We start from the raw sequence: 14038 nt of genomic DNA on the forward strand, positions 1-14038 counted from the left end.
GGTATTGGTTTTTATATAACTAAACATAGGTATTCTATCAGTTGTCATGACACTTGTCATTAGTTATATAAAAAAAAGAGAATGCTTATGTCCTGCATTCTCAAGTCTCCTGCCAACTGGCACTCTACAAATGAAGAGCACCTTCGACATTTTTAAATTGATTAAAAAACATCTGATAGTATCGGCCCTCGGCGTTTATTAACTCTTCATGGCTTCCTTTTTCAATGATATGTCCATTGTCAATCACCATAATTGTATCAGCATCACGAATCGTATTTAAGCGGTGGGCAATGATAAAGCTCGTTCGCTGCTCCATCAATTTAAGTAATGCCTCCTGAATATGAAGCTCTGTTCTCGTATCAATGCTGCTCGTTGCCTCATCTAGGATCAGCAGTGCCGGTCTTGCTAAAATGACCCTGGCAATGGCTAACAACTGACGCTGTCCCTGACTAAGGTTTCCGCCGTTTTCCGATAACACGGTTTCATATTTGTCTGGCAGGCGATTAATAAATACATCAGCATTCGCCATCTTCGCTGCCTGTACTACTTCCTTATCTGAAGCTCCAGGATTTCCATATTTAATATTCTCCTTGATCGTCCCGGAAAATAAATACGTATCTTGAAGGACAAAGCCAAAGCATCTCCTGAGACTATCTCTTGTGTAGTCACGGATATCCCGGCCGTCGAGCAGGATCCGCCCCTCAGTTACATCGTAAAATCTAGTCAGCAGATTGACTACTGTTGTTTTACCGGCACCTGTCGGACCAACCAGGGCAATACTTGTACCGACCCTTGCTTCAAAGCTGACATTTTTTATAATTGAAACATCCGGCCGATAGCCGAAGCTGACATTCTCAAAGACCACATGTCCTTTTGGATTCTTAAGTTCAACCGATCCGGGGCTGTCGGCTGGTTCTTCTTTTTCATCAATAATTTCAAAGACCCGCTCAGCTCCTGCTACACCGGACTGTAAGACATTAAATATATTGGCAATGTCATTCATCGGTCTGACAAACTGCCTTGAATATGTAATGAAACTAGCAATCGCTCCAACCGTAACCAGCCCTTTTACCGCGAGGATCCCGCCAATAACTGCCACGATCGCAAAGCCAAGATTATTAATGACATTCATAATCGGCATTAAAAAACCGGACCATATTTGTGCCTTAAGGCCGACATCACGAAGCTTGGTATTGACTGTTTCGAACTCTTCAATCACTTGTCTTTCATGATTGAAGGCCTTTACGACCTCAATCCCGGAGATGGTTTCTTCAATATGCCCATTTAATTGGCCAAGCTGAACCTGCTGATTTTTAAATAATACACTCGTCCGCTTAGCAATGGTCTTGGTTAATAAAAAAACAAGCGGTACAGTTATAAGACTTGCTGCCGTTAACAAAGGACTTAAGTAAACCATCATAATCAAAGACCCGACTAAGACAATCAATCCGGACATTAATTGCGTCGTCGACTGGGAGATGGAATTACTGACGTTATCTACATCGTTTGAAAGCCGGCTCATCAGTTCCCCATGTGTTCTAGAGTCAAAAAAGGCAACGGGCAGCTTTTGCAGTTTTTGAAAAATAGCCCCGCGCAGACGTTTTACCACACGCTGCGCCACACCAGCCATCAGCCAGCCCTGTAAAAAGGTAAGTCCTGCATCAGCCACATAAGCAAAAGACAAGACCAGAATCATGATTTCTAGCAGATTGAAATCAACCTTCCCTGATTGAAGACTCATAGCATCCACAGCCTTACCAATCAAAAATGGGGCAATCAGCATAAGGACTGCATCAACGATAATAAAGGCAAAAATAACACTCAGCATTTTCCGCTCATTACCGAAGTACTGCCATAAACGTTTTAATGTACCCTTAAAGTTTTTGGGTTTAACCTTAGGACCGCGGAGATGATGAGCTCCACCAGGCCTTAGGGGAGGAGGAGTATTTTGAGTTTGTTCATTTCCCTTTGCCATTTACAAAACCTCCTTGCCCATCTGTGATTGATAAATTTCCTGATAGACTTGGCATTGCTCCAAGAGTTCACGATGCGTTCCCACACCGGCAAGTTCGCCGTGGTCTAAGACTACAATTTTATCTGCATCAATAATTGAGGTAATCCGCTGAGCAATCAATAAACATGTAAGACCCTGGGCGTATTTTTTCAGGGCGGCTTTAATCTTGGCTTCCGTGGCGACGTCGACTGCACTCGTACTATCATCTAAGATTAATATACTAGGTTTTTTTACTAAGGCCCGGGCAATTGAAATCCTCTGTTTTTGTCCTCCTGAAAAATTAACCCCGCCTTGCCCGATTTTTGTTTCATAGCCTTCTGGCGATGCGGCAATAAAGTCATCGGCACCGGCAATCGCTGCGGCCGACCTTACTTCTTCGTCCGTTGCATCTTCTTTTCCCCAGCGGATATTCTCTCCAACCGTACCGGTAAAGAGAATATTTTTTTGCGGAACAATCGCAATTTTATCCCTAAGCTTCTCTGGATCCTGAAGAGCGATATCTTGGCCATCCACTTTTATCGTTCCGCTCGTCACATCATAAAAACGGGGAATTAACCCGACAAGTGTACTCTTTCCTGATCCGGTCGAACCAATAATCCCAACCGTTTCCCCTGGAAGAATCGTTAAATTTATATGTTTTAAGATTGGTTCTCCTTGTGTTCCTTCATAGGAAAAGGTGACATCTTCAAAGTCAATTCTCCCTGTCTCTTGGCCGTGCGGCGGCAGTACAGCACCCGACTTTTCTATAGAACCATCCTCTTGTAAAAAAACTTCATTAATGCGGACCGCAGATGCCTTTGCCCTGACAAACATATTAAAAACCATCGAAATCATCATAAGAGAAAATAAAATTTGCGTCATATAATTAATAAAGGCGATTATATGGCCTACTTGAATCTGGCCTGATTCCACCCCTAAGCCGCCAATCCAAAGGACGGCCACAATTCCCAGATTCACCGTCAGCATGATCAGCGGACTGAATGTAGCCATCAGGCGCCCTGCGGCGATCGATTGCTCTTTAAAATGGTCATTGGCACTATTAAACTTATTCATTTCAACATCAAAACGGTTAAAGGCCTTAACGACACGGACACCTGATAAATATTCCCTCAATGAGGAGTTCACCCGGTCTAAAGCCTGCTGCACTTTAGAAAAGAGGGGAAAGCCGAAACGCAAGTTAAGCACAATTAATAGTGCGACTATGGGCACAACCACAGCTAGGACAACTGATAAGTGCAGATTTAGACGTACGGCCATCACAAGGCCGCCAATTGCTACAAGCGGGGCCTTAACGAAGATCCGCATTAATCCATTTACAAACACTTGCACTTGTGTCACATCGTTGGTTAAACGTGTGATCAACGAAGCACGGTTAAACTTATCAAGATTTTTAAAGGAAAGCGTTTGAATTTTTTTAAACAGATCACTTCTAAGTTCTGTTCCAAAGTTCTGTGACACAATGCTGGCCATTATACTGCGTGTTGAGGCACTAATCGCACCAAAGAAGGTGATCAAGAGCATCAAACCGCCCATTTTCAACACATAATGAATATCTCGGTTTGCCACACCTTCATCGATGATTTTTGCCATGATCGTCGGCTGCATCAAATCACTTATTGCTTCGAAGGTGAGGAATAGGACAGCAATGCTAAAAGACTTCCAATATTTTTTTGCGTATTTTGATAAAAACTTCATTGCTATCACCTAATCCTTAGCAGCATTATTAAACCTATTATAATTTCGATTACCGGATTAAAACAATTAATAAGGTGTGCTGCATAAAAAAATGGTCCATTTCTAAGAAAATGGACCAAATTACTATTAATCTAAAGGGCGGAATTCATGGGCCCAGACACGCATCTGCGGCAGCCATGGCATCCCTGGATGGTAGGCAAGAATGGATTGTTTATATTCTTCCACCGTGTTAAAGCCCTCGCGGCGGGCATCATCATCTGTTAACTCGCCAAGGCTCTGTGAATATACTTTATCCACTACAAACTGACGGCCTTCAAGGGTCATGATTTCACCTGGATCGGCATAGCGTCCGTTCCGTCTTGTTGCTGTCTTTTCACCAGCCAATACCTTTTTTACATCTTCTTCCATGGTTACTAACCGTTCAATTGAACAGGTTTTCGGCGGTAATGCAGCGTTTTCATTTTGGTTTGTCATTTCAATTTCTCTCCCTTTGTTTTATTTTCCATATTAACACTTTCTTTAAAGTTAAATCCACTAAGAGCACTGTTAAACTACTTGTCCGCCTTTATCTCGATATTTCAAGATTCCTTCGGCCGCACGGTAGGCTAAGGCTCCGACAGTATCTGTTGGATTATAGCCGGAATTATGCGGGAATGCAGAGGCACCAATGACAAATAGGTTATCAACATCCCACATTTGCAAGTAGTTATTTACTGCCGATGTCGCTGGGTCCGCTCCCATGATTACACCGCCCGTATTATGGGTGGATTGATAAGTAGTTATATCATAAGGACCTAAATCCTTCATTGAATCAATATGATCTGCACCCATTTCCTTTAAGATATCAGCACATTTATCTGCAAGAAATTTAGACATTTGCCGGTCTTGTTCCTCAAAATCAAACGTGATGCGGATGAGCGGATCGCCAAAGGCATCTTTATAGGTTGGGTCCAAATCAAGAAAATGACGCTTAAACGGCATCGAAGAACCTTGAGAAGCAACAGATAAAAAGCGGTTCGCATATTTAACGGAATTGGCCTTGAATTCTTTGCCCCAAGTCGGCTTACCACTTGGAACAGGATTGTTTTGAATCGGCCTTAAACCAGTCTGCGCTAATGAAATCATCCCGCCATGGATGAAATTCACATTACTATGGTCAAAATTATCGCCATTGTAATCGTCACAAACCATTCCCAGTGATCCAGCACCTGCAAAGGTACTAAATTCTTTATCATCAAAAAAGCCAATCGCATTCCCTTTAATAACTTGATAGGCATAGTTTTTCCCAATCACACCCGTTCCTGTATTCGGGTCATACGGCTTGCCGATTCCAGACATTAATAGAAGGCGAATATTATTAAATACATAGCTAGTCATCACCACAATATCTGCAGGCTGCTCAATTTCCTCACCAGTCGTCACATCTGTGTACAGGACCCCTGTTACTTTGTTACCTGTTTTTAAGATCCTTCTTACATTGGAATGGGTTCTGATTTCAAAGTTTCCTGTTTTGTTAGCAACAGGGATGACCGTCACAACCGGATCTGCCTTTGCACCGTACTCACAGCCAAACCGTTCACAATAACCGCAATATTGACAGGCTGCCCTCTGAATACCATCGGGATTTTTATAAGACTCCGACAGGTTCGCTGATGGCATCATATAGGGATGGAGCTTCATATTTTTCGCGGCCTTCTCAAACATCTGAATCGCAGGTGTCTTTTTCATTGGCGGGGTCGGATATTTATCCGAGCGTTTTCCAGCGAGTGGATTTTCCTCCCCCGAAATGCCTGCCGTTTTTTCAAATCGGTCGTAATATGGCTCCAATTGATCGTATGTAATACCCCAATCTTGAAGATTCATATCGGCAGGAATTTTCTTTTTCCCATACCGTTCAACGGTTTTACTGTAGATTTCAAAGTCGTAAGGCAAAAAGCGGAACGTTTGCCCGTTCCAGTGGACCCCAGACCCGCCCAAGCCATCGCCAAGCAAAAACGAACCATATTGCCGCATCGGCAGGGCACGAATTTTTTCATTGCCTCTAAACGTTATCGTTTCTCTAGACAGGTCCTGCATAAGCTCATAGCGAAGGGCATAGCGTAATTCATCATGGATCATAAAGTAATCTTCTGTTTTCCGTTCTTTTCCTCTTTCTAATCCGACAACCTTTAATCCCTTTTTTGTCAATTCTTTGGCAATGATTCCTCCTGCCCAACCAACACCCACGATTACAACATCAACTTTTGGCAGCTTTCTGGCCATATTTCCACCTTCTTTTTTAAAAATAAATGCATTCCTCTATTAGATGCCACCCCTGGGCAAGGCGCTTCCGCTTTTCTAGTGTCTGGCTGCAGCGCCTAGGGGCTCGGGTCATAAGCCAATCCGTCAAGAAGACTAAAGAACAGCCTTCTCACCGGCTCGTCTTATGCCGGTCGCCCCTGGGCAAGGCGCTTCCGCCTTTCTAGTGATTCATATGGCTTTTTAGGCTTTGCGGGGCAATTTTTTTAAAATCCTTATCAATTATGTCTGTATATGCCATCTGACTGCCTGGGTAATTCTTCATCTTCCAGCCATCCATGTTCAAATTTCCTCCGTATAACGGATCACTATATGCACCTTCTAAAGTGGCACTTCGAAGCATTTGGAAAAAACCGCTCGGAGAAATAGTGGTTACATTCACTTTATCCTCTTCAAAGTCTTTTAAGATTGCATCTTGTTCTTCATCCTTAAGCTCCGTGAAGTTTTTCTTGTAGACAGTGTTACTATGATTTTGGATTTCACGAATCGCTATATCAAATATTTCCCTTCGCTTTAACCTGCCTTGATATCCCTGGACTTTTTCACCTGGATAAAACGGGGCCTGCATGTATTCGCGGCCATTAAACCCCCAATATCCTGCTAATTGGTGATCAATAAAATAGGCAACCCCAAGGGACTTTGCACCAGGCCCTTGATCATCTTCTGGAAAAATTCGTTCTGTTGCAGCTTCAATAACAAGGAATTGCTCTTTTGTAAAATACATAAGCGCTTGATTCAAATCTTCGCTTTTCGTCTCTGTAACCTTTGTCGTTTCATTTTTATCCCGGGGGAATAGACTGCCAATACTTCCCCCCACAACGAGTCCGCCAACTGTTAAACCCGCGTTTCGAAGAAAGGATCTTCTAGATACTGAATCTGGATTTTCTTTATTTTTTTCAACCAAGATGTACACCTCCAGAGTATTGTTTGTACGTCAACCCAAAAATTACAGCAATATCCTTGCTTTGCCATTATTATGTTCCAAAATAAACCATTCATACTTATAAAAGGAAAGGAGAAAATGATAAAAAAAGGAGGGCAAAAAAAATGAAAAGAATTTGGACTGTTTGCTGCGGAACCATGTGTTTGACTTTCCTCATACTCACTGGATGCTCCGCAACTCAAGGGGAAAATCAGGTGGATGCCGCAAACCTGCATAGTCAGTCATTAAACACGAAAGGTAATGGTCATGTCCATGGTTCAACTGACAATCCAGACGTGATTCCAAGTGTTGACCGGGATAAAAAAGTAACGACCAACGCAAATGGCAAAACGACCGCCGGGCTTGGGACAAATGTTTATAGTTTGATTGGCAGCTCCAGCCTGCATGATGGAGGAATTTCTTCACATTTAGAATCAAGGCTATCTGCGGCAGGAATACCAGGGATTAAAGTATTTGTCCTAGACGACACCGTTATCCTGGCGAGAGCCTCGGCACAAACGACTTCCACACGCTACGATGAAATGCAGCAAAAAGTGTTAACCAACACTTCAGGTTCATCTGGAAAAGGAAACCTTGATGGAGTAGACATGTCGAAACTAAATACTGATGACAACTTGGACCGTGCCAAAGACTTAATGAACAAAGCATTTGATGGCCAGGTCCAAACATTAACGATCACCAATGCAAAAGCCATGCCGCTCATTGATGGAATAAAAGCCAATATTAAAGCAGACCAGACGAACTATACAAAACTTTCAAGTGACATTAATACACTTATTAAAATGGCAAGGGAAAAGTAGGAAAAGCGCAAGCGCCTTGGTAAGCCCCGACTAGCGCAAGCCAAGCCGGCCGGAAGGTTGCCTTTTAACCTTTTGGACGGCTTGGCTTGTGACCTCGAGGGGCTAGGCGCTGGAGCTGGACAATTCTCAAAGACGATTTTTACTTCTTAATTCATAGCAAAAGACCGGAGGAAATCCCCCGGTCTTTAAACATTTAAATCTCTTTTTTTATAAAAAATATAGGTCATACTTGTAAAAGCGGCGATAAACAAGCAAGAGATTATGACAAAGACTGGCTCGAATCCGCCGCCATACATCACATTTTTTGCTTCAAAATATTTAAACGGGCTTAAATACTTAAACCCTTTCATGTAATGATTTAAATCGATTGCCACTGACAAAATGAAAGTTAGCAGCAGAACACCTGCCGACAAAGCAGCCGACTTCTTCGATTTCTTCTTCACAGCCGAAATCGCACTGCCCATTACGAGAAACAACAGCTGCAAAATAAACATCGCCGCCATCAAGATGGCAATATCACTATTTACATCTTCACCCTTGCTGTATTGGGCCAAAAGAACAATGGATGAGACAAGCGTTACAAGATTGAATACAATTATGTTGAATAAAGCCGCCAGTAATTTGGCCGTAATCACTTTAACTCTCGAAACCGGCTTCACGAATAAAAACTCTGAGGTTTTATCCTGTTCCTCCTTCGCGATAATCCCCGCCCCGAGCATCGCCGCATGAATGGTTGCCATTAATAATAAATACACAAACAGCATGCCATAATAGCCGCTTGCCTTTGACAAGTCTAAGCTGCCGACTCCCATAATCACCTGCATTGATTTGGGCATATCGGCCATCAAATCATTCATGGATTGCTCAGAAGAATACAAGTTCGAGTACTTATTCATTCCGGATAACACCATCAAGAACACACCAATACTCCAAAAAATGAGCGATTTACGATAAGACTTTAATTCTTTTAAAAATATATTCATTAGCGAATCCCTCCAGCTAAACGGCATGAATATCCCTTTTGGCATAGATCAAATAACTACCTGCAATAGCGGCTATTACAATAACCAATCCTGCAATGAGAAACGGCCCCTCATAGCCGGAGTGCTTTATAATGTATGTGTTATCAAAGTACTTAAATGGAGAGATATACCGTTTTACATCATCACTTGCTGAATCACTGATCACACCCAAAAAGTAAAATGCGAAGACCGTTGCTAATGATACCGTCAGGACAGACTTAATTTTTGGAATAATACAAGAGAAAATAAACCCGATTGCCAGAAAAATGAATTGGATAAAAAGGATGGTCAGGGAGAGCAGCAGGAACGTTTTCACACTATAGTCCTCAGTTTTGACCTGCAAGGCAATAGAATTTACTGCAATGAGATAAACTGCATTGGTAATTAAGAGTGACGTAAAGGCAGCCAACAGTTTACCTGTAAGGACTTGCTTCCGCGTGACCGGCTTTGTTAATAGAAAATCAGCCGTTTTTTCCCGCACTTCTTTACTGACAATTCCTGTCCCGAGATTCATTGCCTGTATAGCCGCGCACAGGGTAATGAAGGTCAAAGCATAACTATAGAAGCCTAATAGGGTAAAAAGAGTCTCCAAATTAAGTCCAATTGCCTTCCTCATTGCCAGCGGGTAGCCTGCTAATAAATTCTTAAACTCTTCTGCATCTTTTGCAAACGAAGGAAACATCGATAAGAACAACCATGCCACCATAATTAACGAAAAGGTCCAAATGATCGTTGATTTCCGATAGGCCTTTAACTCATGAAAAAATACATTCATCGTCTACCTACTCCTTTTCGTAATAGTGCATAAAGATCTCCTCAAGATCGGGCTCCTCAATCCATAGATTAACAATTTCAATTTCTGCTATTTTTTTGAGCACAGTGTTGATGTTTCCTCTGAAGAGAAAACTTACTTGATTTCCCTTGGCCTTTAGATTATTGACACCTCTGATGTTAAAATGCTGCGGATCCAGATCAGATGGGGCCTCGACCTTAAATTTTTTGTAATTATTTTCTTGCAAGGTACTTATCTTTTCTACTGTAACAATCCTGCCCTCTTTGATAATCGCTACTCGATTGCATAGCCTTTGTACTTCGCTCAAAATGTGTGATGAAAAAAGGATCGTGGCACCCTTACGATTTTCTTCCTCCAGCAATTCAAAAAACTTCTGCTGCATTAAGGGATCGAGACCGCTTGTTGGTTCATCAAGAATGATTAGTTTTGGTTCATGAAGCAGGCCTTGCACGATGCCAACTTTCTTTTTATTTCCCAGGGAGAGATCGTCAATTCTTTTATTAAGATCCAAATCCATGATTTCTGCTAATTCTTTCATTCTCTTACTGCAGTCTTTTTTATAAAAGCTAGCTGAATATTTTAAGAGATCTTTGACTTTCATATTGTCATAGTAAAAGACCTCGGAAGGGAGGTAGCCAATTTCCTTTTTAATTTCCGGGGCAAACTTTATGCAGTCTTTACCAAAAATAGCCGCACTGCCGCTTGTTGGGTAAATTAAGGAAAGCAGCGTACGGATGGTTGTCGATTTACCAGCCCCGTTTGGCCCGATGAGCCCGAAAATTTCTCCTTGTTCCACATGAAAGCTGATATCCGTAATCCCTCTTGACTTGCCATAAGTCTTAGTTAGATTGTTAATTTCAATCACATTCATGGTTTTTGCCCCCTGTTTATTTATAAAAGACTTTGGTTAAGAGTTGGAAGTATTCTTCTGCTTCCAGCTGAATGGCTGAGTAGTCGACTTCATGGTTCGGTAACAGCTTTGCTTTGTTAAGCTCTTCTTCACTTAATTTTTCAAAGGTCCAGGTGATAATTTTCAAGATTTTTTGAATGTCAATATCGTCTCTGAATTTTGAAAGATCAATACCTTCATACACTTTTCCGAAGTTAATCTCATTTAGTTCTTTCACCTTTTGGGCTATCTCCCCTTTGATATTTGCGGAATCATCCATATAGGCCCCTTCAATGAACTTAAAGATGTCGGGATATTTGGTGAGGAGATCCATTTTGATGATGATAGCAGCACGAATTCTTTTAAAAAAATCCGTCTCAGATAGGTCAACTTTTTTGTAAAAGTCTTCAGTTATGACTTGGATACAATAGTCAAACAGGAATAAGAACAACTGCTTTTTGTTTTTAAAATAATGGAAAAGGATCCCTTTTGAGATTTCGGCTTCTTTCACGATTTCGTTGGTTGAGGCCTTATCATATCCTTTCTGGGCAAATTCTTTTATGGATGCATTTATGATTCTGTCTTGTTTGTCTGTATCTAAGTTGAAAAATTTCGTGAACACGGGCTCAGCCCTCCTTGATTTTGCATTGACCATATCAGTCAATGGAGTCATTATATTCCTGTTGACTACTTTGGTCAATGGGTGACAATCTATATTTTTTACAAAAATGTGAAAATGATGTAAGGGGAGAGGAGGGTATGCTACGATGCAAGTGATTGTAACTTTTGGGAGGTGCTTACTATTTGTATCAAGAGCCGTGATCCATCCTTGAAGCTAGAAGGTTTACTAGCTGCTCAAAGCCGGCTTCCTGCCGGGCATTCTGCTTTACCGTTTCTGGCTGCTAAACAGGCTTCGATTGAGGCTGGTATTGGCGGGGAGGAACGGGTTGCTGAGGTTCTCCGCAAGGTCTCCTTTTCATTTGACCACCATATCCTTCATGATTTGTCTCCTGCTTCTAATGACTATTTTCAAATGGATACGTTTACGTTGAGCCCCTGGTTTGGGGTTGTTTTGGAGGTGAAAAATATTGGCGGTACGCTGGAGTTTAGGGATAATCCACCACAGTTGGTTAGGACGAGGGAGGATGGGCATAAAGATGGGTTTGAGAGTCCGGTAGTTCAGTTGAGGCGTAATTGTGATTTACTTCTTAATTGGCTGAAGGCCCGCGGACTGCAGCTGCCTGTTTATGGGGCAGTTGTTTTGGCTTATCCGAAGCAAATTGTGGCTGTTCCCCCGGTAAAAACCAAGCTATTGTTCCCCAGCATGATTTCCTCGTTTATTAAGAACATCCCACGACAAGAACGAAAGTTAAATTCCTCTGCATTTCAGCACCTGACTGATGAGTTGCTGATTAGTCACCAGCCTTTTATTCCAAAACCAGTTTGTGAGTCTTTTAAGCTTCCTTTTAGTGATTTTCAAAATGGAGTGAGGTGTATGTTTTGCGGCAGGATTGGAATGATTAAGCTGCCACGCACCTGGGTTTGTCCTTGTTGCGATGCCAAGGATCATGTAGCCCATGAGCGGGCATTACGGGAGTGGTTTTTGATTTATAAGAGGAGTATTACTAATAGGGAGTGTCGGGAGTTTTTGGGGGTGGATGATATTCATACAGCTACTAGGATATTAAAGAGTATGGATATGAGGTCGGAGGGGTTATTCAAGGACCGGAAGTATTATATGTTTGAGTAGTTTTTTTATTAAAGGGTAATTTTACTTTTTATCTAAAATGAAAGCAGGCTCTTTAATTTGGGTAATTATGTTCCCCCATGAATCAAGAGTTAGTCAGCTATATCAGAGAGTTTTGCTCTTTTATCCGAGAGTAAACTCTCTTCATCCAAGAGTTATTTCTCTTCTCGAGAGTATTCTCTCTTATGCGAGAGTTTTGCTCTTTTATCCGAGAGTATGCTTACCTCATCCGAGAGTTATTTCTCCTCTCGAGAGTATTTCTCCCTTATGCGAGAGTTTTGTTCCTTTATCCGAGAGTATGCTTACCTCATCCGAGAGTTATTTCTCTTCTCGAAAGTATTTCTCCCTTATGCGAGAGTTTTGCCCCTTTATCCGAGAGTATGCTTACCTCATCCGAGAGTTATTTCTCTTCTCGAGAGTATTTCTCCCTTATGCGAGAGTTTTGCCCCTTTATCCGAGAGTATGCTTACCTCATCCAAGAGTATGCAACTCTTATCCAAGAGTTATCTTTTCAAACCCAAAGTGATATGATATTCATGATATACATACACAAAAAAAGGGAGTGCAGCCCAATTGAAAAACGAACTAATCGAAAGATTTACTTCCTATGTAAAAGTAGACACACAATCCAATGAAAACAGCGAAACATGCCCATCCACAGAAGGGCAGTGGACCTTGCTCCACATGCTCGAGGCAGAACTAAAACAGATTGGCATGGAAGAAGTCACACTTGACGAAAACGGCTACCTCATGGCCACCCTGCCTGCCAACACCGACAAAGAAGCCCCAGTCATCGGTTTCCTTGCCCACGTTGACACCGCAACCGACTTCACCGGCAAAAACGTCAACCCGCAAATCACTGAAAACTATGACGGCGGTGAAATCATCTTAAACGAGTCCCTTAAAGTGATCTTGTCACCAAAAGACTTCCCAAGCCTGCCAGAATACACAGGGCACACCTTAATCACAACAGACGGCACCACACTGCTTGGCGCTGACAACAAAGCAGGCGTCACCGAGATCATGACCGCAATGGCCTACCTGATTCAGCACCCAGAAATCAAACACGGTAAGGTCCGCATTGCGTTCACGCCAGATGAAGAAATCGGCAGAGGCCCGCATAAGTTTGACGTTGCGGCCTTCCATGCGAAATATGCCTACACCGTTGATGGCGGCCCACTTGGAGAATTAGAATTCGAAAGCTTTAACGCCGCAGCGGCCAAAATCACCATCAAAGGCAGCAACATTCATCCGGGTTCAGCCAAAGACAAAATGATCAACTCAATCAAAATCGGTATGGAACTCCAAAGCAAACTTCCGGCCCAAGAAGCACCGGAACACACGGAAGGATACGAAGGCTTTTATCATCTGCTGTCCTTCAATGGTGATGTCGAGCAAACCAATCTCCACTATATCATCCGGGACCATGACCGGGAAAAATTCAATGACCGCAAGGCGGCCGTACAAGCAATTGTCAGCGAACTGCAAGCCAAATATGGCAGCGACAAAATCCTGCTAGAATTGAATGATCAATACTATAACATGCGAGAAAAAATTGAACCAGTCATGGAAATCGTCGACATTGCTCACGAAGCCATGGTTAGCTTGGGAATTAAGCCGATCACCAAGCCAATCCGTGGCGGTACAGACGGCTCACAACTGTCATACATGGGTCTTCCGACACCAAACATTTTTACCGGTGGAGAAAATTTCCATGGAAAATTTGAATTTATCTCCGTTGAAAATATGGTTAAAGCAACCGAAACCATCATTGAAATTATTAAACTAACCGAGCAAAAGGCATAAAAATAGAAAAAGCTAACCCCCGTGGTTAGCT

General features: G+C 42.3%; 12 protein-coding genes. 3 read left to right on the forward strand and 9 right to left on the reverse strand.

The window, feature by feature from the left end; genetic code table 11:
* Positions 1 to 124: 124 nt before the first annotated feature.
* The 5 genes from GXK58_RS17695 to GXK58_RS17715 form a co-directional block, all read right to left on the reverse strand.
* Positions 125 to 1975: an ABC transporter ATP-binding protein gene (locus GXK58_RS17695; protein WP_160724498.1), complete on the reverse strand. Its 1851-nt coding sequence runs from the start codon at positions 1973 to 1975 to the stop codon at positions 125 to 127.
* Positions 1976 to 3709 (reverse strand): ABC transporter ATP-binding protein, encoded by a 1734-nt coding sequence (locus tag GXK58_RS17700; RefSeq protein WP_160724499.1) that lies wholly within the window; start codon positions 3707 to 3709, stop codon positions 1976 to 1978.
* 126 nt (positions 3710 to 3835) lie between these two features.
* Positions 3836 to 4183 carry an ASCH domain-containing protein gene (locus GXK58_RS17705; protein WP_160724500.1) on the reverse strand — a complete coding sequence of 116 codons (348 nt, stop codon included), beginning with the start codon at positions 4181 to 4183 and terminating at the stop codon, positions 3836 to 3838.
* Positions 4184 to 4255: 72 nt separating this feature from the next.
* Positions 4256 to 5971, reverse strand: a complete 1716-nt coding sequence (locus tag GXK58_RS17710) for a GMC family oxidoreductase (protein ID WP_160724501.1) — start codon at positions 5969 to 5971, stop codon at positions 4256 to 4258.
* 199 nt (positions 5972 to 6170) lie between these two features.
* Positions 6171 to 6911 (reverse strand): gluconate 2-dehydrogenase subunit 3 family protein, encoded by a 741-nt coding sequence (locus GXK58_RS17715; RefSeq protein ID WP_160724502.1) that lies wholly within the window; start codon positions 6909 to 6911, stop codon positions 6171 to 6173.
* A 143-nt stretch (positions 6912 to 7054) separates the two neighbouring features.
* On the opposite strand from GXK58_RS17715, the gene GXK58_RS17720 reads away from it, so the two are divergent.
* The gene (locus GXK58_RS17720) at positions 7055 to 7750 is read left to right on the forward strand and encodes a hypothetical protein (RefSeq protein ID WP_160724503.1); all 696 of its coding nucleotides are present in this window, start codon (positions 7055 to 7057) and stop codon (positions 7748 to 7750) included.
* A 185-nt stretch (positions 7751 to 7935) separates the two neighbouring features.
* Here GXK58_RS17720 and GXK58_RS17725 read toward each other — a convergent pair whose 3' ends face one another.
* The 4 genes from GXK58_RS17725 to GXK58_RS17740 are packed head-to-tail and all read right to left on the reverse strand — an operon-like array spanning position 7936 to position 11076.
* Positions 7936 to 8733: an ABC transporter permease subunit gene (locus GXK58_RS17725; protein ID WP_160724504.1), complete on the reverse strand. Its 798-nt coding sequence runs from the start codon at positions 8731 to 8733 to the stop codon at positions 7936 to 7938.
* Positions 8734 to 8749: 16 nt separating this feature from the next.
* The gene (locus tag GXK58_RS17730) at positions 8750 to 9547 is read right to left on the reverse strand and encodes an ABC transporter permease subunit (RefSeq protein ID WP_160724505.1); all 798 of its coding nucleotides are present in this window, start codon (positions 9545 to 9547) and stop codon (positions 8750 to 8752) included.
* A gap of 7 nt (positions 9548 to 9554) precedes the next feature.
* Positions 9555 to 10436, reverse strand: a complete 882-nt coding sequence (locus GXK58_RS17735; RefSeq protein ID WP_160724506.1) for an ABC transporter ATP-binding protein — start codon at positions 10434 to 10436, stop codon at positions 9555 to 9557.
* Positions 10437 to 10452: 16 nt separating this feature from the next.
* The gene (locus tag GXK58_RS17740) at positions 10453 to 11076 is read right to left on the reverse strand and encodes a TetR/AcrR family transcriptional regulator (protein ID WP_160724507.1); all 624 of its coding nucleotides are present in this window, start codon (positions 11074 to 11076) and stop codon (positions 10453 to 10455) included.
* A gap of 207 nt (positions 11077 to 11283) precedes the next feature.
* Between GXK58_RS17740 and GXK58_RS17745 the strand changes: the two genes are divergently transcribed.
* Positions 11284 to 12204: a nuclease-related domain-containing protein gene (locus tag GXK58_RS17745; protein ID WP_160724508.1), complete on the forward strand. Its 921-nt coding sequence runs from the start codon at positions 11284 to 11286 to the stop codon at positions 12202 to 12204.
* A 570-nt stretch (positions 12205 to 12774) separates the two neighbouring features.
* Complete coding sequence (gene pepT / locus GXK58_RS17750; RefSeq protein ID WP_160724509.1) at positions 12775 to 14007, forward strand: peptidase T; 1233 nt, start codon at positions 12775 to 12777, stop codon at positions 14005 to 14007.
* The last annotated feature ends 31 nt before the right edge of the window (positions 14008 to 14038 follow it).

Source organism: Bacillus sp. USDA818B3_A (genome assembly GCF_009928415.1).
In the GTDB taxonomy this organism is placed as follows: Bacteria; Bacillota; Bacilli; order Bacillales; family Cytobacillaceae; genus Neobacillus.

Coding starts and splice junctions, on each gene's coding strand:
- GXK58_RS17735 (WP_160724506.1), bottom strand. CDS start 10,436: ATGAATGTGATTGAAATTAACAATCTAACTAAGACTTATGGCAAGTCA.
- GXK58_RS17720 (WP_160724503.1), top strand. CDS start 7,055: ATGAAAAGAATTTGGACTGTTTGCTGCGGAACCATGTGTTTGACTTTC.
- GXK58_RS17725 (WP_160724504.1), bottom strand. CDS start 8,733: ATGAATATATTTTTAAAAGAATTAAAGTCTTATCGTAAATCGCTCATT.
- GXK58_RS17705 (WP_160724500.1), bottom strand. CDS start 4,183: ATGACAAACCAAAATGAAAACGCTGCATTACCGCCGAAAACCTGTTCA.
- GXK58_RS17695 (WP_160724498.1), bottom strand. CDS start 1,975: ATGGCAAAGGGAAATGAACAAACTCAAAATACTCCTCCTCCCCTAAGG.
- GXK58_RS17710 (WP_160724501.1), bottom strand. CDS start 5,971: ATGGCCAGAAAGCTGCCAAAAGTTGATGTTGTAATCGTGGGTGTTGGT.
- GXK58_RS17730 (WP_160724505.1), bottom strand. CDS start 9,547: ATGAATGTATTTTTTCATGAGTTAAAGGCCTATCGGAAATCAACGATC.
- GXK58_RS17700 (WP_160724499.1), bottom strand. CDS start 3,709: ATGAAGTTTTTATCAAAATACGCAAAAAAATATTGGAAGTCTTTTAGC.